This is a genomic window from Pseudomonas sp. RV120224-01b (assembly GCF_003208145.1).
Lineage (GTDB): Bacteria > Pseudomonadota > Gammaproteobacteria > Pseudomonadales > Pseudomonadaceae > Aquipseudomonas > Aquipseudomonas monteilii.
Genome location: NZ_QKMQ01000004.1, coordinates 256,701 through 275,625 on the forward strand (window position 1 = coordinate 256,701; position 18,925 = coordinate 275,625).

20 protein-coding genes are annotated in these 18,925 nt (G+C 64.2%); 14 read left to right on the top strand and 6 right to left on the bottom strand.

Translation table 11 applies throughout. From position 1 onward, the window contains the following. Positions 1 to 4: 4 nt before the first annotated feature. Genes N436_RS09510 through N436_RS09525 form a run of 4 tightly spaced genes read right to left on the bottom strand, consistent with a single transcriptional unit; the run spans position 5 to position 3,457 of the window. A complete protein-coding gene (locus tag N436_RS09510; protein WP_232888512.1) occupies positions 5 to 2,044 on the bottom strand; it encodes a methyl-accepting chemotaxis protein in 2,040 nt (679 codons plus the stop codon). Between the two features lie 47 nt (positions 2,045 to 2,091). After that, positions 2,092 to 2,646: a chemotaxis protein CheW gene (locus N436_RS09515; protein WP_012274550.1), complete on the bottom strand. Its 555-nt coding sequence runs from the start codon at positions 2,644 to 2,646 to the stop codon at positions 2,092 to 2,094. Beyond that, on the bottom strand, positions 2,643 to 3,008 hold the full coding sequence (pilH, locus tag N436_RS09520; RefSeq protein ID WP_016712413.1) for a twitching motility response regulator PilH: 366 nt from the start codon (positions 3,006 to 3,008) through the stop codon (positions 2,643 to 2,645). The genes N436_RS09515 and pilH overlap by 4 nt, the downstream gene beginning before the upstream one ends. 47 nt (positions 3,009 to 3,055) lie before the next feature. Then, positions 3,056 to 3,457 carry a PleD family two-component system response regulator gene (locus tag N436_RS09525; protein WP_060501047.1) on the bottom strand — a complete coding sequence of 134 codons (402 nt, stop codon included), beginning with the start codon at positions 3,455 to 3,457 and terminating at the stop codon, positions 3,056 to 3,058. A gap of 153 nt (positions 3,458 to 3,610) precedes the next feature. On the opposite strand from N436_RS09525, the gene gshB reads away from it, so the two are divergent. The 14 genes from gshB (at position 3,611) to N436_RS09595 (ending at position 17,423) form a co-directional block, all read left to right on the top strand. Further along, positions 3,611 to 4,564 (top strand): glutathione synthase, encoded by a 954-nt coding sequence (gshB, locus tag N436_RS09530; RefSeq protein ID WP_060501049.1) that lies wholly within the window; start codon positions 3,611 to 3,613, stop codon positions 4,562 to 4,564. Positions 4,565 to 4,655: 91 nt separating this feature from the next. Next, complete coding sequence (locus N436_RS09535; RefSeq protein WP_105946380.1) at positions 4,656 to 5,561, top strand: energy transducer TonB; 906 nt, start codon at positions 4,656 to 4,658, stop codon at positions 5,559 to 5,561. 170 nt (positions 5,562 to 5,731) lie between these two features. Then, a complete protein-coding gene (locus tag N436_RS09540) occupies positions 5,732 to 6,301 on the top strand; it encodes a YqgE/AlgH family protein (RefSeq protein WP_016712417.1) in 570 nt (189 codons plus the stop codon). Beyond that, the gene (ruvX, locus tag N436_RS09545; RefSeq protein WP_012312410.1) at positions 6,301 to 6,726 is read left to right on the top strand and encodes a Holliday junction resolvase RuvX; all 426 of its coding nucleotides are present in this window, start codon (positions 6,301 to 6,303) and stop codon (positions 6,724 to 6,726) included. Before N436_RS09540 ends, ruvX begins: the two co-directional genes overlap by 1 nt. 49 nt (positions 6,727 to 6,775) lie before the next feature. Next, the gene (pyrR, locus tag N436_RS09550) at positions 6,776 to 7,294 is read left to right on the top strand and encodes a bifunctional pyr operon transcriptional regulator/uracil phosphoribosyltransferase PyrR (RefSeq protein ID WP_110740869.1); all 519 of its coding nucleotides are present in this window, start codon (positions 6,776 to 6,778) and stop codon (positions 7,292 to 7,294) included. Positions 7,295 to 7,306: 12 nt separating this feature from the next. Further along, complete coding sequence (locus N436_RS09555) at positions 7,307 to 8,311, top strand: aspartate carbamoyltransferase catalytic subunit (RefSeq protein ID WP_011536054.1); 1,005 nt, start codon at positions 7,307 to 7,309, stop codon at positions 8,309 to 8,311. Beyond that, positions 8,308 to 9,579 (top strand): dihydroorotase, encoded by a 1,272-nt coding sequence (locus tag N436_RS09560; protein WP_110740870.1) that lies wholly within the window; start codon positions 8,308 to 8,310, stop codon positions 9,577 to 9,579. The genes N436_RS09555 and N436_RS09560 overlap by 4 nt, the downstream gene beginning before the upstream one ends. A gap of 212 nt (positions 9,580 to 9,791) precedes the next feature. After that, positions 9,792 to 10,322, top strand: coding sequence for an ATP-dependent protease subunit HslV (hslV, locus tag N436_RS09565; protein ID WP_003249309.1), 531 nt, complete (start codon positions 9,792 to 9,794; stop codon positions 10,320 to 10,322). Positions 10,323 to 10,398: 76 nt separating this feature from the next. Continuing rightward, entirely contained in the window at positions 10,399 to 11,742 is a 1,344-nt protein-coding gene (gene hslU, locus N436_RS09570) for an ATP-dependent protease ATPase subunit HslU (protein ID WP_060500589.1), read from the top strand. 88 nt (positions 11,743 to 11,830) lie between these two features. After that, complete coding sequence (locus N436_RS09575; RefSeq protein ID WP_105946383.1) at positions 11,831 to 12,208, top strand: gamma-butyrobetaine hydroxylase-like domain-containing protein; 378 nt, start codon at positions 11,831 to 11,833, stop codon at positions 12,206 to 12,208. 268 nt (positions 12,209 to 12,476) lie between these two features. After that, positions 12,477 to 14,156, top strand: coding sequence for a class II poly(R)-hydroxyalkanoic acid synthase (phaC, locus tag N436_RS09580; RefSeq protein WP_110740871.1), 1,680 nt, complete (start codon positions 12,477 to 12,479; stop codon positions 14,154 to 14,156). A 62-nt stretch (positions 14,157 to 14,218) separates the two neighbouring features. After that, positions 14,219 to 15,070 (top strand): poly(3-hydroxyalkanoate) depolymerase, encoded by an 852-nt coding sequence (gene phaZ / locus N436_RS09585; protein ID WP_105946385.1) that lies wholly within the window; start codon positions 14,219 to 14,221, stop codon positions 15,068 to 15,070. 42 nt (positions 15,071 to 15,112) lie between these two features. Further along, positions 15,113 to 16,795: a class II poly(R)-hydroxyalkanoic acid synthase gene (phaC, locus tag N436_RS09590; RefSeq protein ID WP_105946386.1), complete on the top strand. Its 1,683-nt coding sequence runs from the start codon at positions 15,113 to 15,115 to the stop codon at positions 16,793 to 16,795. A gap of 13 nt (positions 16,796 to 16,808) precedes the next feature. Next, on the top strand, positions 16,809 to 17,423 hold the full coding sequence (locus tag N436_RS09595) for a TetR/AcrR family transcriptional regulator (RefSeq protein ID WP_105946387.1): 615 nt from the start codon (positions 16,809 to 16,811) through the stop codon (positions 17,421 to 17,423). 151 nt (positions 17,424 to 17,574) lie between these two features. Here N436_RS09595 and N436_RS09605 read toward each other — a convergent pair whose 3' ends face one another. Further along, on the bottom strand, positions 17,575 to 18,360 hold the full coding sequence (locus N436_RS09605) for a phasin family protein (RefSeq protein WP_110740872.1): 786 nt from the start codon (positions 18,358 to 18,360) through the stop codon (positions 17,575 to 17,577). 10 nt (positions 18,361 to 18,370) lie between these two features. Next, positions 18,371 to 18,790, bottom strand: coding sequence for a phasin family protein (locus N436_RS09610; RefSeq protein WP_012274565.1), 420 nt, complete (start codon positions 18,788 to 18,790; stop codon positions 18,371 to 18,373). Positions 18,791 to 18,925 lie beyond the last annotated feature (135 nt).

Consider the following 18,925-nt stretch of genomic DNA (forward strand, 5'->3'; position numbering starts at 1 on the left):
CTCCTCAGCGCGGCGCATCGGTGGGGCTTTGCGCAGGTGGCGGCAGGGTGAAACCGGACACCGAACGGCGCATCTCGCTGGCCATGCGGGCCAAGTGGCGGATGCTGTCGGCGGTGGCACCGGAGCCGGCGGAGGTTTGCGCGGTAATCTGCTGGATCACCGCCATGGTGTGGGAAATCTGCCCGGCCGACGAGGTCTGCAACTGGGCAGCGTCAGAGATGCTGTGGATAAGATCGGCCAGGTTCTGCGACACCCCTTCGATCTCGGCCAGCGCCACCCCGGCATCCTGCGCCAGGCGAGCGCCACGCACCACTTCGGCGGTGGTCTGCTCCATGGAGATGACTGCCTCGTTGGTGTCGGCCTGAATGGTACGCACCAGCGCCTCGATCTGCCGGGTGGCCGACGACGAGCGCTCTGCCAGGCGCTGCACTTCGTCGGCAACCACGGCAAAACCACGGCCAGCCTCGCCGGCCAGCGAGGCCTGGATGGCCGCGTTGAGTGCAAGGATGTTGGTCTGGTCGGCAATGTCGTCGATCAGGCTGACGATGTCGCCGATTTCCTGGGAAGACTCGCCCAGGCGTTTGATCCGCTTGGCGGTGTCCTGGATCTGCTCGCGAATGTTGTCCATGCCGTTGATGGTGTTATGCACCACCTCGTTGCCCTTGTTGGCAATGGCCACCGAGCGCTCGGCCACCTTGGCCGACTCGTAGGCATGCGCCGAAACCCGGTCGATCGACTCGACCATGTCGCCGACCGCCTCGGAGGCCTCGCTGATCTGCTCGGCCTGGTGCTCGGAAGCCTTGGCCAGCTGGCGGGCGGTGTTCTGGGTGTCCTGTACGGCAGCGGCAACCTGCACGGCGCTGTGGTTGATGGTGGCGACCAGGTCGCGCAGCTGGTCCACGGAATAGTTGATCGAATCGGCAATGGCGCCGGTGAAGTCTTCGGTCACCGATACGGTCACGGTCAGGTCGCCGTCGGCCAGCTCTTCGATTTCATCCAGCAGACGCATGATTGCCTGCTGGTTGCGTTCGTTCTTTTCTGCCGTTTCGCGCAGCTGGCGGTTGGTGGTGCGCACCATGACCAGGCCGATGAGGATGATCGAGGCCAGCGCCAGCAGGCCCAGGGCATAGCCGCCAACGGTATCGAGGGTACGTCCGCCGGCCAGGTTCTCGAAACCGTTGGCCAGGTGTGACGCCTCGTCCAGCAGGGTTTGCGACAGGCTGAAGATGTTGCCCGCGGCCTCACGCACGCGGAACAGTTCGGGCGAGGTTTCGAGAATTTCGTCGACCGAGCCCGCGACGAACTGGAACAGTTCGGCGATTTCGGCCAGCCGCGCACGGGCGTCGGCGTCCTCGACACGGGTTACCTGGATGGCCGCGTTACCGCTGAGCATCCCCTCCAGCACCTGGCCAAAGCGCCCGGCATCGCGGCCAAAGGCATCCGCCGCCTGAGCGGCGGTATCGTCACCCGCCAGCACGGTGTTGACCGAACCGAGGATGCGCTCGGCCAGCAACAGCTGGCGCTGCGCCACCACCACCTGGTTGGCCGGAGCGCCGCTTTGCAGCAGGATCTCGACCACTTTTTCGTATTCCACCTGCAACTGCGGCACGGTTTCGGCCAGCGTGGCCGCCACCTGGTGTAGCGACAGCACGGTCTGCTCACTGGCCAGGATGGTGTCGGTGTTCTTGCGCAGGTTTTCCCAGTCGCGGCGTACCGCCTCCATCTCGTCTCGCACCGTAGGCGGCGCAGCTGGCAACCCGGTGGACTTGTCACCCTGGCGCAGGTAGCCCCAGCGCCGCTCGAAGTCGTTGCGTGCATCCGACAGCAGCTTGAAGGCCAGGGCCTTGCCGGCGGCGGCTTCGGTGGCGTTCTTGGCAATGCGCTGAGACAGCACCCGCAGCTCGCCGGCATGGCCGATGTACTGCTTGTCGTAGTTGGACTGGGTGTTCAGGTAGGCAAAGTTGGCGAACAGCAGGATGATCGACAGGATCAGGATCAGAAACAGCACGGTGATCTGCGCGATGCTGCGGGTACGTGGGGTCACAGTGGTGGCTGTGACGGGGGCGGCAGGCTTGTTCACGTTCGCAGGTCCTATAACGCCACATCAAGAAAGCCCGGCGCCTGGGCCAGGGCGAAGGGGCTGAAGATTGCCCAGTTGCGTTCACGCGGGAAGTGCCCCTGCACGAAGCGTGCAGCGGCGCGGATCAATGGCTGCGGCGGCGACAGTTGCAGGCTGTCGAGGGCGAAGTGTTGCAGGCCAAGCACCTCGTCCACCAGCAAACCGACGAACAGGTCGTCGTGGTCCAGCACCAGCACCCGCCGCTGCTTGCCAGGCGCGGCGTGGCCCAGGCCGAAGAAGCTGCTCAGGTCCATGACCGGCAAAAGCCGGCCACGCAGGTTGGCCACCCCGCACACCCACGGTTGCACACCCGGGACGCGGCTGCTGCGCGGTTCGCGCAGTACCTCGGCCACCTCCCCCATGGGCGCGACGAACCACTGCCCGGCAATGCGAAAGCCGATACCGCTCCACTGTTGCAGGCGGTTGTCCTGCGGGGGCTGGTCGGCGACCAGCAGGCGGCAGCGCCGGTCGATGTCCAGCAACAACTCGAAGGCGGTCAGCGACGCGCCTTGCGGGCGGGTGGTCAAGCCCCCAGCACTTCTTTGAGCTTGGCGATCAGCGCGTCTTCTTCCACCGGTTTGGTCAGGAAGTCACGGGCGCCCTGGCGCGTGGCCCAGATGCGGTCGGTTTCCTGGTCCTTGGTGGTGACCACGATCACGGGGATGGCGGCGGTTTCCGGGTCCTTGCTGAGCTGGCGGGTGGCCTGAAAGCCGTTCATGCCGGGCATGACGATGTCCATCAGCACCGCGTCGGGCTTGTCCTGCCGGGCCAGGGCCACGCCATCGGCACCGTTGCTGGCCTTGAGCACCTGGTAGCCGTGCTTTTCCAGCCACTCGGTCAAGCGGTACATCTCTGTCGGCGAGTCGTCGACAATCAGAACTCGGGCCATGCTGTTTCCCCATCAGGAAAGTAAGACCATGCCATGGCGGGGCACGGTCAGGGTGCGGGTTGTTGGGTTGCGGCAAAACCGGGCACGTGGGCGCGGATCGCATCGAGCAGTTCTTCTTTGCTGAACGGTTTGGTCAGAAACTGATCAGAACCGACCACCCGGCCGCGGGCTTTGTCGAACAGGCCGTCGCGCGACGACAGCAGGATGACCGGCGTGTCCTTGAAAGCACTGTTGTGCTTGATCACGGCGCAGGTCTGGTAGCCGTCCAGGCGCGGCATCAGCACATCGACGAAGATGATGCCGGGCTGGTGGTCGACGATCTTGGCCAGGGCATCGAAGCCATCGCTGGCGGTGATTACCTCGCAGCCCGCTTCACCGAGCAACATCTGTGCGGTGCGGCGGATCGTGCGGGAATCGTCGATCACCATCACCTTCAGGGGTTGTTCCATAGACGCCTACCAATGGAAATTAGCTGCATTTTTAGCACACTCCGGGTGGCCATTCCATCTGCGCCGCCCCTTGACCGGCGGCGTTTGCGGCGCCACCCTGAGCCACTTTTCTTTCGAGCCATCGCGGCACCTGCCGCCAAGAGGAACCACCCCATGAGCGTACGCCTCGGCATTGTCATGGACCCCATCGCGTCCATCTCCTACAAGAAGGACAGCTCGCTGGCCATGCTGCTGGCCGCCCAGGCACGCGGCTGGAGCCTGTTCTACATGGAACAGCAAGACCTGTACCAGGGCGAAAGCAAGGCCCGCGCTCGCATGCGCCCGCTGAAGGTGTTTGCCGACCCGGCACACTGGTTCGAACTGGGCGAAGAGCAGGACAGCCCCCTGGCCGAACTGGACGTGATCCTGATGCGCAAGGACCCGCCGTTCGACATGGAATTCGTCTACAGCACCTACCTGCTGGAACAGGCCGAAAATGATGGCGTGCTGGTGGTCAACCGCCCGCAGAGCCTGCGCGACTGCAATGAGAAGATGTTCGCCACGCTGTTCCCGCAGTGCACCACGCCGACCCTGGTCAGCCGCCGCCCGGACATCATTCGTGAATTCGCGGCCAAGCATGCCGATGTGATCCTCAAGCCGCTGGACGGCATGGGCGGTACGTCGATCTTCCGTCACCGGGCTGGCGACCCCAACCTGTCGGTGATCCTGGAAACCCTGACCGCGCTGGGCACCCAGCAGATCATGGCTCAGGCCTACCTGCCGGCCATCAAGGACGGCGACAAGCGCATCCTGATGATCGATGGCGAGCCGGTGGACTACTGCCTGGCGCGCATCCCGGCCAGTGGCGAAACCCGTGGCAACCTGGCCGCCGGCGGCCGTGGCGAGGCCCGCCCGTTGACCGACCGCGACCGCTGGATTGCCGCCCAGGTCGGCCCGACCCTGCGCGAAAAAGGCCTGTTGTTCGTGGGCCTGGACGTGATCGGCGACTACCTCACGGAAATCAACGTCACCAGCCCTACCTGCATCCGCGAGATCGATGCCGCCTACAACACCGATATCGGTGGCAAGTTGATGGATGCCATTGATCGCAAGCTGAAGGCGCGCTGACAGCCAACGCGAAGCAAAACCGTAGAGTGGGGTATGATGCCGGTCCTATTCGACTGAGCTGCTGCCCCGCCCTGCGGTTGCTGGATACCTGATGACGCTGCCCGCTGACATCCCCGCCACCCTGCTGCCTCCCCGTGTTCGCCCGGTGGACCGGTTAGGCTTTACCCTGTTCCTGGCTGCCCTGGTGCACCTGGCGCTGATCCTTGGCGTCGGCTTCAGCGTGGTCAAGCCGGCCGAAATCCGCCACACCATGGACATCACCCTGGCCACCTTCAAGAGCGAGAAACCGCCCGAGAAGGCCGATTTCCAGGCCCAGGACAACCAGCAGGGCAGCGGCACCCTGGACAAGAAAGCGGTACCCACAACCACCGAGCTGGCGCCGTTCCAGGACAGCAAGATCAACAAGATTACCCCACCGCCTGCCGCCAAGCCCGAGGTGGTGCCGCCCCCTACCCCGCAAAAGTCGGCGGTGGTGACCACGGCGCCCAAGCCGCAGAAGGTTGAGCCCAAACCCAAGGAAAGCAAGCCACAGCCCAAGCCGACGGCGCCAGCGCCAGACTTTGACAGCTCGCAGCTGTCCAGCCAGATCGCCAGCCTGGAAGCGGAGCTTTCCAACGAACAGCAGATGTACGCCAAGCGGCCGAAGATTCACCGCCTGAATGCTGCATCGACCATGCGCGACAAGGGCGCCTGGTACAAGGAAGAGTGGCGCAAGAAGGTCGAGCGGGTGGGCAACCTGAACTACCCCGACGAAGCGCGCCGGCAACAGATTTACGGCAATTTGCGGATGATGGTGTCGATCAACCGCGATGGTTCGTTGTATGAGGTGCTGGTGCTGGAATCGTCGGGGCAGCCGGTGCTGGACCAGGCGGCACAGCGCATCGTGCGGCTGGCGGCGCCATTTGCGCCGTTTACCGGGGATCTGGCCGAGTTTGACCGGCTGGAGATCATTCGGACCTGGCGGTTTGCGCGTGGGGACCGTTTGTCCAGTAACTGATTTATTGGCAGTACCGGCCCTTTCGCGGGCAAGCCCGCTCCCACAGGATCTTCATCGACTCCAAGTCCTGAGGGGTACCTGTGGGAGCGGGCTTGCCCGCGAAGAGGCCAGCACAAACGACACAAATCCGCACCTTGTCAGCCTCGCCACCTGGCGCCACACTATCCCCCATGAAAACCCTCGCCCCGAGCTACCTCAAGCACCAGTTCCTGATCGCCATGCCGCACATGGCCGATCCGAACTTCGCCCAGACCCTCACGTACATCGTCGAGCACAACGAGCATGGCGCCATGGGGCTGGTGGTCAACCGGCCGCAGGAGCTGAGCCTGGCCGACATCCTCGAGCAGCTGCGCCCGGATGAAACACCACCGGCCAGCACCTTGCAGGTGCCGATCTACCAGGGTGGCCCGGTGCAGACCGACCGCGGCTTCGTGTTGCACAGCAGCGAGTGCAGCTTCCAGGCCACCGTGGCGCTGGAAGGGCTGGCGCTGACCACGTCGCAGGACATCTTGCTGGCCATCGCTGCCGGGGTAGGCCCGAAACAAAGCCTGATCACCCTCGGTTACGCCGGCTGGGAAGCCGGCCAGCTGGAAGCCGAGCTGGCCGACAACGCCTGGCTCAACTGCCCGTTCGACCCGGAAATCATCTTTGGCCTGGCCAGCGACCTGCGCCTGGACGCCGCCGCCGCCAGCCTGGGGATCAACCTGAACCTGCTGACCAGCCAGGCGGGCCACGCCTGATGGCCGAACTACGACTGCTGCTGGGCTTCGACTATGGCAGCAAACAGATCGGCGTGGCCGTTGGCCAGGTGGTCACCGGCCAGGCCCGCGAACTGTGCACCCTGAAGGCGCAAAACGGCGTACCGGACTGGGCTCAGGTGGAAAAGCTCATCAATGAGTGGAAACCCGACGCCATCGTCGTCGGCCTGCCGCTGAACATGGACGGCACGCCCAGCGAAATGAGCGCCCGCGCCGAAAAGTTCGCCCGACGCCTGAATGGCCGCTTCAACCTGCCCGTGCACACCCACGACGAGCGCCTGACCACCTTCGAGGCCAAAGGCGAGCGCATGGCCCGTGGTGGCCAGCGCGGCAGCTACCGCGACAACCCGGTCGATGCCATCGCCGCCGCCCTGTTGCTACAAGGCTGGCTGGAGGCCAATACCTGATCATCTTTGCCGCCGGGCCCGCCCGGCGCACCCTTCCGAGGAGCCCGCAATGAGCCTACCCAATCCCGCCGAGCTGATCCGGCAGATGGCTGTCGACCTTCGCGCCCACCTGGCCCGCCGCAACATCAGCGAGCCACGTTACATCGGCATCCGCACCGGCGGTGTCTGGGTTGCCCAGGCCCTGCAGGAAGCCATGGGTGATACCAGCCCCATGGGCACCCTGGACGTTTCGTTCTACCGCGACGACTTCAGCCAGAACGGCCTGCACCCGCAAGTGCGTCCGTCCGAGCTGCCGTTCGAAGTGGAAGGCCAGCACCTGGTGCTGGTGGATGACGTGCTGATGAGCGGTCGTACCGTGCGCGCCGCACTCAACGAACTGTTCGATTATGGCCGCCCGGCCAGCGTCACCCTGGTCTGCCTGCTGGACCTGGATGCCGGAGAACTGCCGATCCGTCCGAATGTGCTGGGTGTCACCCTGTCGCTGGCCGCCCATGAACGGGTAAAATTGACCGGACCCGCACCGCTCGCCCTCGAGCGCCAGGACCTCGCCTCCGCTTCCGCCCTTTAAGAGTCCCCTGCGATGACGCCATTCGACGCCAAGCGCCCGCTGCAGCTCAATGATCAGGGCCAGCTGCGCCACTTCCTCTCGCTGGACGGTTTGCCCCGCGAACTGCTCACCGAAATCCTCGACACCGCCGACTCCTTCCTGGAAGTTGGTGCCCGGGCCGTGAAAAAAGTCCCGTTGTTGCGCGGCAAGACCGTGTGCAACGTGTTCTTCGAGAACTCCACCCGTACCCGTACCACCTTCGAGCTGGCGGCCCAGCGCCTGTCGGCCGACGTGATCAGCCTGAACGTGTCGACCTCCTCGACCAGCAAGGGCGAGACGCTGTTCGACACCCTGCGCAACCTCGAAGCCATGGCCGCCGACATGTTCGTCGTGCGCCACTCCGACTCCGGTGCCGCACACTTCATCGCCGAGCACGTGTGCCCGGACGTTGCCGTGATCAACGGCGGTGATGGCCGCCACGCGCACCCGACCCAGGGCATGCTAGACATGCTCACCATCCGCCGCCACAAGGGCAGCTTCGAAAACCTCTCGGTGGCCATCGTCGGCGACATCCTGCACTCACGCGTGGCCCGCTCCGACATGCTGGCGCTCAAGGCGCTGGGTTGCCCGGACATCCGCGTGATCGGCCCGAAAACCCTGATTCCGATCGGCATCGAGCAGTACGGCGTGAAGGTGTACACCGACCTCGCCGAAGGCCTGAAAGACGTCGATGTGGTGATCATGCTGCGCCTGCAACGCGAGCGTATGGCGGGTGGCCTGCTACCCAGCGAGGGCGAGTTCTACCGCCTGTTCGGCCTGACCACCGCCCGCCTGGCCGGGGCCAAGCCCGACGCCATCGTCATGCACCCGGGCCCGATCAACCGGGGCGTGGAAATCGAGTCGGCGGTGGCCGACGGCAAGCACTCGGTGATCCTCAACCAGGTCACCTACGGCATCGCCGTGCGCATGGCCGTGCTGTCCATGGCCATGAGCGGGCAGAACGCGCAACGTCAATTCGACCAGGAGAACGCCCAGTGACCCTCAGTATTCTCGGCGCCCGGGTCATCGACCCCAAGACAGGCCTGGACCAGGTGACCGACCTGCACCTGGACGGCGGCCGCATTGCCGCCGTCGGCGCTGCCCCGGCCGGCTTCAGCGCCAGCCGCACGATCCAGGCCGATGGCCTGGTTGCCGCGCCCGGCCTGGTCGACCTTGGCGTGTCCCTGCGCGAGCCGGGCTACAGCCGTAAAGGCAACATCGCCAGTGAAACCCGCGCGGCCGTGGCGGGTGGTGTCACCAGCCTGTGCTGCCCGCCGCAAACCAAGCCGGTACTGGACACCTCGGCCGTGGCCGAGCTGATCCTGGACCGCGCCCGCGAAGCCGCCAACAGCAAGGTCTACCCGATCGGCGCCCTGACCAAGGGCCTGGAAGGCGAACAACTGGCCGAGCTGGTAGCCCTGCGCGACACCGGTTGCGTGGCCTTCGGCAACGGCCTGAAGGAAATCCCCAACAACCGTACCCTGGCCCGCGCCCTGGAATACGCCGCCACCTTCGACCTGACCGTGGTGTTCCACTCCCAGGACCGCGACCTGTCCCAGGGCGGCCTGGCCCATGAAGGGGCCATGGCCAGCTTCCTCGGCCTGCCGGGCATCCCGGAAACCGCCGAAACCGTGGCCCTGGCGCGCAACCTGCTGCTGGTGGAACAGACCGGCGTGCGTGCGCACTTCACCCAGATCACCAGTGCCCGTGGCGCACGGTTGATCGCCCAGGCCCAGGCCCTCGGCCTGCCGGTAACCGCCGATGTGGCGCTGTACCAGCTGATCCTCACCGATGAGTCGCTGCGCGAGTTCTCAAGCCTGTACCACGTGCAGCCGCCACTGCGTACCGCCGCCGACCGCGACGGCCTGCGAGAGGCGGTGAAGTCAGGTGTGATCCAGGCGATTTCCAGCCACCACCAGCCGCACGAACGCGACGCCAAGCTGGCCCCGTTCGGCGCCACCGAGTCGGGTATCAGCAGCGTCGAGTTGCTGCTGCCATTGGCCATGACGCTGGTGCAGGACGGCCTGCTCGACCTGCCGACCCTGCTGGCCCGCCTGAGCAGCGGCCCGGCTGCTGCCCTGCGCCTGCCGGCTGGCGAGCTGAAGGTGGGTGGCGCAGCTGACCTGGTGCTGTTCGACCCGCAAGCCTCCACCGTTGCCGGCGAGCAATGGTTCTCGCGCGGCGAGAACTGCCCGTTCATCGGCCACTGCCTGCCGGGTGCGGTGCGTTATACCTTGGTCGATGGGCATGTTTGCCACGAGGGCTGAGTAACCTTCTTCGCGGGCACGCCCGCTCCCACAGGATCACCACTAACCCAAGGCATGTGGTAACCCTGTGGGAGCGGGCATGCCCGCGAATGCCCTCGCACGGCTCCCCCTGCCAAGCGCGACCATTCATCCCCCACGGTTGAAATCCTTCCCCCCACCCCCATATGAGTCTGCATCAGGCACTTTCGCCCCGCTGCGTGGAGACTCTCCCCTTGACCACCATCGTTTCTGTCCGCCGTAACGGCAAAGTCGTCATGGGTGGCGACGGCCAGGTATCCCTCGGCAACACCGTGATGAAAGGCAACGCCAAGAAGGTGCGCCGCCTGTACCACGGCCAGGTCATTGCGGGCTTCGCCGGTGCCACCGCCGATGCCTTCACCCTGTTCGAACGCTTTGAAGGCCAGCTGGAAAAACACCAGGGCCACCTGGTACGTGCCGCCGTCGAGCTGGCCAAGGAATGGCGTACCGACCGTTCCCTGAGCCGCCTGGAAGCCATGCTAGCCGTGGCCAACAAGGACGCTTCCCTGATCATCACCGGTAACGGCGACGTGGTCGAACCCGAAGACGGCCTGATCGCCATGGGTTCCGGTGGCGCCTACGCTCAGGCCGCAGCCCGCGCCCTGCTGAACAAGACCGACCTCTCGGCCCGTGAAATCGCCGAAACCGCCCTGAACATCGCCGGTGATATCTGCGTGTTCACCAACCACAACCTGACCATCGAGGAGCAGGACCTGGCCGACTGACTCAGCTGTTCTGGCGCCCCTTCCCGGTGACGGGGCTTTTCCACGCTGATTCATCTGCCCAAGGACCGTATTGACCATGTCCATGACCCCCCGCGAGATCGTCCACGAACTCAACCGCCACATCATCGGCCAGGACGACGCCAAACGCGCCGTGGCCATTGCCCTGCGCAACCGCTGGCGCCGGATGCAGCTGCCTGCCGAGCTGCGTGCCGAAGTCACCCCGAAGAACATCCTGATGATCGGCCCTACCGGCGTCGGCAAGACCGAAATCGCCCGTCGCCTGGCCAAACTGGCCAACGCGCCGTTCCTCAAGGTGGAAGCCACCAAGTTCACCGAAGTGGGCTACGTGGGCCGTGATGTCGAGTCGATCATCCGTGACCTGGCCGATGCGGCGCTGAAGATGCTGCGCGAGCAAGAGATCATCCGCGTGCGACACCGCGCCGAAGATGCCGCCGAAGACCGCATCCTCGATGCCCTGCTGCCGCAGGCACGGGTGAGCAGCTTCGCCGAGGAAGCCGCACAGACCAGCACCGACTCCAACACCCGCCAGCTGTTCCGCAAGCGCCTGCGTGAAGGCCAGCTGGACGACAAGGAAATCGAAATCGAAGTGGCCGATGCCGTGGGCGTCGAAATTGCCGCGCCACCCGGCATGGAAGAAATGACCAACCAGCTGCAAAGCCTGTTTGCCAACATGGGCAAAGGCAAGCGCAAGGCGCGCAAGCTGAAGGTGAAAGAAGCGCTGAAGATGGTGCGTGATGAAGAAGCGAGCCGCCTGGTCAACGAGGAAGAGCTCAAGGCCAAGGCACTGGAAGCGGTCGAGCAGCATGGCATCGTGTTCATCGACGAAATCGACAAGGTTGCCAAGCGCGGCAACGTTGGCGGCGCTGACGTGTCCCGTGAAGGCGTACAGCGCGACCTGCTGCCGCTGATCGAAGGCTGCACCGTCAACACCAAGCTGGGCATGGTCAAGACCGACCACATTCTGTTCATTGCCTCGGGTGCATTCCACCTGAGCAAGCCAAGCGACCTGGTGCCCGAGCTGCAAGGCCGTCTGCCGATTCGCGTGGAACTGAAGGCACTGACCCCGGAAGACTTCGAACGCATCCTGCAAGAGCCGCATGCCTCGCTGACCGAGCAGTACCAGGCCCTGTTGAAAACCGAAGGCCTGAACATCGCGTTCCAGGCGGACGGTATCAAGCGCCTGGCCGAAATTGCCTACCAGGTGAACGAGAAAACCGAGAACATCGGTGCCCGCCGCCTGCACACCCTGCTTGAGCGTTTGCTTGAAGAGGTGTCGTTCAGCGCTGGCGACTTGGCCAGCACCCACGACGAAACGCCGATCCAGATCGACGCGGCGTATGTGAACAGCCACCTGGGTGAGCTGGCGCAGAACGAAGACCTGTCGCGCTACATCCTGTAAGACCGCACGGGGCTGCCCTGCAGCCCCCTTGCACAATGGTCCGAATCTCCCGAAGCTGTGCACTATCAGCTCCCGAGAGATTCCGCCCATGGCCCGCCTGCCCACCGCCATCAACCTGCACAAAGCCTCGAAAACCCTCACCCTCACCTACGCCCCCGGCGAGGCCTACACCCTGCCCGCCGAATTCCTGCGCGTGCACTCCCCCTCCGCCGAGGTCCAGGGCCACGGCAACCCCATCCTGCAATTTGGCAAGATCAACGTCGGCCTCATCGGCCTGGAACCTGCCGGCCAATATGCACTGAAACTGACCTTCGACGACGGCCATGACAGCGGCCTGTTCACCTGGGAATACCTTGAACAGCTGTGCCTGCGCCAGGAACAGTTGTGGGCCGAGTACCTCGACGAACTGCACAAGGCCGGGAAATCCCGCGACCCGGCCGAATCGGTCGTGAAACTCATGCTCTAGCGCAAGGGCTGCAGGGTTTAGAGCGCATTTTCTAAATTCATCTGTTTGAATGACTTACAGACAGCCCAGTGAAGGGCTGTCTTGCGCATTACATGAAAGTCGGGTAACCAATGGGTGTGGCAAGTTCCCTGCATCATTTTGCAGGCAGTCAGAACCCCCGCAGCACCGCTGTTCCTTATCACTGGTCACCCGAGTAGCAGTACCGGGCTCAGGGCTGTGCTCCTGTCACAGCAACCGGTACTCGTCTCAGGACAACGGAGCGTCGTAGATGAGTAACAAGAACAACGATGAGCTGCAGCGGCAGGCCTCGGACAATACCCTGGGGCTGAACCCGGTCATCGGCATTCGCCGCAAGGACCTGTTGAGCTCGGCACGTACCGTGCTGCGCCAGGCCGTGCGCCAACCGCTGCACAGCGCCAAACATGTGGCCCACTTTGGCCTGGAGCTGAAGAACGTGCTGCTGGGCAAATCCAGCCTGGCCCCGGAAAGCGACGACCGTCGCTTCAATGACCCGGCCTGGAGCAACAACCCGCTGTACCGCCGCTACCTGCAAACCTACCTGGCCTGGCGCAAGGAGCTGCAGGACTGGATTGGCAGCAGCGACCTGTCACCGCAAGACATCAGCCGCGGCCAGTTCGTCATCAACCTGATGACCGAAGCCATGGCACCGACCAATACCCTGTCCAACCCGGCAGCGGTCAAACGCTTCTTCGAAACCGGTGGCAAGAGCCTGCTCGACGGCCTGTCCAACCTGGCCAAGGACATGGTCAACAACGGCGGCATGCCCAGCCAGGTGAACATGGACGCCTTCGAAGTGGGCAAGAACCTGGGCACCAGTGAAGGTGCCGTGGTGTACCGCAACGATGTACTGGAGCTGATCCAGTACAGCCCCATCACCGAACAGGTGCATGCCCGCCCGCTGCTGGTGGTGCCGCCGCAGATCAACAAGTTCTATGTGTTCGACCTGAGCCCGGAGAAGAGCCTGGCCCGCTACTGCCTGCGCTCGCAGCAGCAAACCTTCATCATCAGCTGGCGCAACCCGACCAAGGCCCAGCGCGAGTGGGGCCTGTCCACTTACATCGATGCGCTCAAGGAAGCGGTCGATGCCGTGCTGGCCATTACCGGCAGCAAGGACCTGAACATGCTCGGTGCCTGCTCCGGCGGCATCACCTGCACCGCACTGGTAGGCCACTATGCCGCCCTCGGTGAGAACAAGGTCAATGCCCTGACCCTGCTGGTCAGCGTGCTGGACACCACCATGGATACCCAGGTTGCGCTGTTCGTCGACGAGCAGACCCTGGAGTCGGCCAAGCGCCACTCCTATCAGGCCGGCGTACTGGAAGGCAGCGACATGGCCAAGGTGTTCGCCTGGATGCGCCCCAACGACCTGATCTGGAACTACTGGGTCAACAACTACCTGCTCGGCAACGAGCCGCCCGTGTTCGACATCCTGTTCTGGAACAACGACACCACACGCCTGCCGGCCGCCTTCCACGGCGACCTGATCGAAATGTTCAAGAGCAACCCGCTGACCCGCGCGGACGCCCTTGAAGTGTGCGGCACCCCGATCGACCTGAAGAAAGTGCAGTGCGACATCTTCAGCGTCGCCGGCACCGCCGACCACATCACCCCGTGGCAGTCGTGCTACCGCTCGGCGCACCTGTTCGGCGGCAAGATCGAGTTCGTGCTGTCCAACAGTGGCCATATCCAGAGCATCCTCAACCCGCCAGGCAACCCCAAGGCACGCTTCATGACCGGCGCCGATCGCCCGGGTGACCCGGTGGCCTGGCAGGAAAACGCCACCAAGCATGCCGACTCCTGGTGGCTGCACTGGCAGAGCTGGCTGAGCGAACGTGCCGGGGAGCTTAAAAAGGCGCCGACCCGCCTGGGCAACCGCGCCTATGCCGCTGGCGAAGCCTCACCGGGCACCTACGTTCACGAGCGTTGAGTGGCCTTGCCGTGGCCGCCATCGGCGCGCCACGGTGCTTTTTTCACCGAAGAGTCGAACGCATGCCGGAACCCTACATCTTCAGGACCGTCGAACTGGACGACCAATCCATTCGCACTGCCGTCCGCCCGGGCAAGCCGCACCTGACACCGTTGCTGATTTTCAACGGCATCGGCGCCAACCTGGAGCTGGTGTTCCCGTTCATCGAGGCGCTGGACCCGGACCTTGAGGTCATCGCCTTCGATGTGCCCGGGGTGGGTGGTTCGTCCACACCGCGTCATCCCTATCGCTTTCCGGGGCTGGCCAAGCTGACCGCGCGCATGCTCGATTACCTGGACTACGGCCAGGTCAGCGCCATCGGCGTGTCTTGGGGCGGCGCCCTGGCCCAGCAGTTCGCCCACGATTACCCGGAGCGCTGCAAGAAGCTGGTGCTGGCTGCCACTGCCGCCGGCGCCGTCATGGTGCCGGGCAAGCCCAAAGTGTTGTGGATGATGGCCAGCCCCAGGCGCTACGTGCAGCCCTCCCATGTCATCCGCATCGCGCCGATGATCTATGGCGGCGCTTTCCGTCGCGACCCGGACCTGGCCATGCACCATGCGTCCAAGGTCCGTTCCGGCGGCAAGATGGGTTACTACTGGCAACTGTTCGCAGGCCTGGGCTGGACGAGCATCCACTGGCTGCACAAGATCCACCAGCCGACCTTGGTGCTGGCCGGTGACGACGACCCGCTTATTCCGCTGATCAACATGCGCCTGCTGGCCTGGCGGATTCCCAACGCCCAGCTACACATAATCGACGATGGCCACCTGTTCCTGATTACCCGGGCCGAGGCCGTCGCACCGATCATCATGAAGTTTCTCCAGGAAGAACGTCAGCGCGCGGTCATGCATCCGCGCCCCGCCTCCGGCGGTTGATTGTCGCTGCCCGGAAAACGGGTAAGACGAGGGAGTGTTGCCATGACAGACAAACCGGCCAAAGGAACGAAAACGCTCCCCGCCACCAGCATGAACGTACAGAACGCCATACTCGGCCTGCGCGGGCGCGACCTGGTGTCGACCCTGCGCAGGGTGGGCCGCCACGGTTTGACCAACCCGCTGCATACGGCGCGCCACCTGCTGGCACTCGGCGGCCAGCTGGGCCGCGTGATGCTGGGCGACTCGCCCTACCAGCCCAACCCCCGCGACGCCCGCTTCAGCGACCCGACCTGGAGCCAGAACCCGTTTTACCGCCGTGGCCTGCAGGCCTACCTGGCCTGGCAGAAGCAGACCCGCCAATGGATCGACGAAAGCCACCTGGACGACGATGACCGGGCCCGCGCGCACTTTCTGTTTGGCTTGATCAATGACGCCCTGGCGCCGAGCAACTCGCTGCTCAACCCGCTGGCGGTAAAGGAACTGCTCAATACCGGCGGGCAAAGCCTGGTGCGTGGCGTGGCCCACCTGCTCGACGACCTGCGCCATAACGACGGCCTGCCGCGCCAGGTGGACGAACGCGCCTTCGAGGTGGGTGGCAACCTGGCGGCGACAGCTGGCGCGGTGGTGTTTCGCAACGAGCTGCTGGAGCTGATCCAGTACAAGCCGATGAGTGAAAAGCAGCACGCCCGGCCCTTGCTGGTGGTGCCGCCACAAATCAACAAGTTCTATATCTTCGACTTGCAGGCACACAACAGCTTCGTCCAGTACATGCTCAAGAACGGCCTGCAGGTGTTCATGGTCAGCTGGCGCAACCCCGACCCACGCCACCGCGAGTGGGGGCTGTCCTCGTATGTGCAGGCCCTGGAGGAAGCGCTCAACGCCTGCCGCAGCATCAGTGGCAACCGCGACCCCAACCTGATGGGCGCCTGCGCCGGCGGGCTGACCATGGCCGCGCTGCAGGGGCATCTGCAGGCCAAGCGCCAACTGCGCAGGGTACGTAGCGCCACGTACCTGGTCAGCCTGCTGGACAGCAAGTTCGACAGCCCGGCCAGCCTGTTCGCCGACGAGCAGACCGTCGAGGCCGCCAAACGTCGCTCGTATCAACGGGGGGTGCTGGACGGCGGCGAGGTGGCCAGGATCTTCGCCTGGATGCGCCCCAACGACCTGATCTGGAATTACTGGGTCAACAACTACCTGCTGGGCAAGGCGCCGCCCGCGTTCGACATCCTCTACTGGAACGCCGACAACACGCGCCTGCCGGCAGCCCTGCACGGCGACTTGCTGGACTTCTTCAAGCACAACCCGCTGACCCACCCCGCAGGCCTTGAAGTGTGCGGCACGCCCATCGACCTCAAGCAGGTCGACCTGGACAGTTTCACCGTGGCCGGCAGCAACGATCACATCACCCCGTGGGATGCCGTGTATCGCTCGGCCTTGCTGCTCGGTGGCGACCGGCGCTTCGTGCTGGCCAATAGCGGGCACATCCAGAGCATCATCAACCCGCCGGGCAACCCCAAGGCTTACTACCTGGAAAACCCCAAGCTTTCGGGCGACCCGCGCGCCTGGTTCTACGAAGCCAAACGCAGCGACGGCAGCTGGTGGCCCCTGTGGCTGGAATGGATCACGCCACGTTCCGGCCCGCTCAAGGCACCCCGTACCGAACTGGGCAACAGCACGTATCCACCGCTCGGCCCGGCGCCAGGCACCTATGTCCTGACCCGATGAGCCTGACGACTGGATGAAGACCCGCGACCGTATCCTCGAATGCGCCCTGCAACTGTTCAACCAGCAGGGCGAACCGAACGTTTCCACCTTGGAGATTGCCAACGAACTGGGTATCAGCCCGGGCAACCTGTATTACCACTTCCACGGCAAGGAGCCCTTGGTGCTGGGCCTGTTCGAGCGCTTTGAAGAAGCGCTGATGCCCCTGCTCGACCCGCCGCTGGAGGTGCGCCTGGATGCCGAGGATTACTGGCTGTTCCTGCACCTGATCGTCGAGCACATGGCCCAGTACCGCTTCCTGTTCCAGGACCTGTCCAATCTGACCGGGCGCCTGCCCAAGCTGGCGCGCGGCATGCGCAGCCTGATCAACGCGCTCAAGCGTACGCTGGCGGCGTTGCTGGCCAGCCTCAAGGGCCAGGGGCTGGTGGAGAGTGACACCCAGGCGCTGGGGCAGTTGGTGGAGCAGATCACCCTGACGCTGATGTTCTCGCTGGATTACCAGCGGGTACTGGGGCGCGAGGGGGATGTGGGGATTGTGGTGTATCAGGTGATGATGCTGGTGGCGCCGCATTTGCAGGCGCAGGCGCGAGCGGCGGCGGAGCAGTTGGCGGTGCGGTATCTGGAGGGGTAACAATGATGCCAGCCAACTGAGTCCTCCAGTTTGACTGGGGCTGCTTTGCAGCCCTTCGCGGGCTCGCCCGCTCCCACAGGGATCGCACAAACCAAGGGCTCTGCGATAAACCTGTGGGAGCGGGCAAGCCCGCGAAGCAGGCGACGCGGTATCAGATCAGGGTACCGGTGCCCGTTGGTGCCGACGGCGTGCTGCTGACCGGGGCGGCGGCAGGTGCCGGTGCTGCGGTAGCGGCCGGGGCGGCGCTGGCCGTTGGGGCTGCTGGCTTGGCGGCTGCCGGTTTGGCCGGGGCTTTTTTCACCGCAGGCTTCTTCGCCGCAGCAGGCTTGGCCGCTGCCGGTTTGGCTGCAGGCTTGGCCGCCGCCACCTTGGCTGCAGGCTTGGCAGCCGGTTTTGCCGCTGCGGTTTTAGCTGCCGGCTTGGCCGCTGCGGTTTTTGCCGCAGGCTTGGCTGCCGCTTTGGCCAGTGGCTTGGCCGCCGCCTTGCTCGCAGCCGGTTTGGCAGCAGCGGTGCGCGACGAAATCGGCGTAACCGACGCACCGGTCAGCTTCTCGATCTGCTTGGTCAGGCTGTCCACCTGCTGGTGCAGGGCCTTGATCTCGTTGCGGCTCGGCACACCCAGGCGCGAGATGGCGCTGTTCAGGCGCTTGTCGAAAGCCTCTTCGAGTTCGCTCCATTTGCCCAATGCACGGTCCTTCACGCCAGACACGCGCGAAGTGGTGGAGGACTTGGCGGTTTCGGCCACGTCTTCAGCGGTTTTCTTCGCCTGCTTCTCGGCCTTCTCGCCATCCTTCACCAGCGAGTCGAACAGCTTCGGGCCGTCCTGGTCGATCTTCGAATAGATACCCAGCCCCGCCAGCCAGATCTTGCGGGAGTATTTCTCGATCCCGCCGACCCAGGAGCTGCCTTCTTTTTCGGTGTTCTTCTTGCCAGCCATCCTGCTCTCCTTATGGTTTGTGCGCGACGCGCTCAAGCAGCTCGTGCAACTGTTCAAGCTTGATCGACAGCGCCTCAACGTCATGTTTAGACGGAATGCCAAGGCGATTCAAGGCGCGCCCTACCCGTGCGTCGAAAGCTTTTTCGATCTTGTCGAGTTGAATTTCTACCTTGCCGCGTACGCGACTGACTTCTTCAGCCGCTTCGTCGATCTGGTTGTTGGCAGCATCGAGCTCTTTGTCGATGCGTTTCTTGCCACGCTTCTCGACGCCTTCGCCGGCCTTGACCAGCTCCTGGAAGTAGTCGGAGCCTTCCTGGCCCACCCGCGCATAAGCGCCGATGCCAGCCAGCCAGATCTTGCGCGCGTAGCCGCGCACTTCGCCCAGCGTACCCAGGGCGTCGTCCTTTTTCTTCACCGTCACTTTGGCCATGCTCTGTACCTCATACTCATGAGTGGAGGAGGAACCGCCCATGGAGGTTGGGCTTGAGCATAAGGTAGGGAGAAAAATTAGAAACCTCACCCTAAGGTCACCCTGCAGTTGCGCGGGGGGCATTTAAGTACAGCC

Bases quoted from the DNA above. Each gene is read 5' to 3' on its own strand.
- pilH (WP_016712413.1), bottom strand. From the start codon at position 3,008: ATGGCCCGAGTTCTGATTGTCGACGACTCGCCGACAGAGATGTACCGC.
- N436_RS09525 (WP_060501047.1), bottom strand. From the start codon at position 3,457: ATGGAACAACCCCTGAAGGTGATGGTGATCGACGATTCCCGCACGATC.
- gshB (WP_060501049.1), top strand. From the start codon at position 3,611: ATGAGCGTACGCCTCGGCATTGTCATGGACCCCATCGCGTCCATCTCC.
- N436_RS09535 (WP_105946380.1), top strand. From the start codon at position 4,656: ATGACGCTGCCCGCTGACATCCCCGCCACCCTGCTGCCTCCCCGTGTT.
- N436_RS09540 (WP_016712417.1), top strand. From the start codon at position 5,732: ATGAAAACCCTCGCCCCGAGCTACCTCAAGCACCAGTTCCTGATCGCC.
- ruvX (WP_012312410.1), top strand. From the start codon at position 6,301: ATGGCCGAACTACGACTGCTGCTGGGCTTCGACTATGGCAGCAAACAG.
- pyrR (WP_110740869.1), top strand. From the start codon at position 6,776: ATGAGCCTACCCAATCCCGCCGAGCTGATCCGGCAGATGGCTGTCGAC.
- N436_RS09555 (WP_011536054.1), top strand. From the start codon at position 7,307: ATGACGCCATTCGACGCCAAGCGCCCGCTGCAGCTCAATGATCAGGGC.
- hslU (WP_060500589.1), top strand. From the start codon at position 10,399: ATGTCCATGACCCCCCGCGAGATCGTCCACGAACTCAACCGCCACATC.
- N436_RS09575 (WP_105946383.1), top strand. From the start codon at position 11,831: ATGGCCCGCCTGCCCACCGCCATCAACCTGCACAAAGCCTCGAAAACC.
- phaC (WP_110740871.1), top strand. From the start codon at position 12,477: ATGAGTAACAAGAACAACGATGAGCTGCAGCGGCAGGCCTCGGACAAT.
- phaZ (WP_105946385.1), top strand. From the start codon at position 14,219: ATGCCGGAACCCTACATCTTCAGGACCGTCGAACTGGACGACCAATCC.
- phaC (WP_105946386.1), top strand. From the start codon at position 15,113: ATGACAGACAAACCGGCCAAAGGAACGAAAACGCTCCCCGCCACCAGC.
- N436_RS09595 (WP_105946387.1), top strand. From the start codon at position 16,809: ATGAAGACCCGCGACCGTATCCTCGAATGCGCCCTGCAACTGTTCAAC.
- N436_RS09605 (WP_110740872.1), bottom strand. From the start codon at position 18,360: ATGGCTGGCAAGAAGAACACCGAAAAAGAAGGCAGCTCCTGGGTCGGC.
- N436_RS09610 (WP_012274565.1), bottom strand. From the start codon at position 18,790: ATGGCCAAAGTGACGGTGAAGAAAAAGGACGACGCCCTGGGTACGCTG.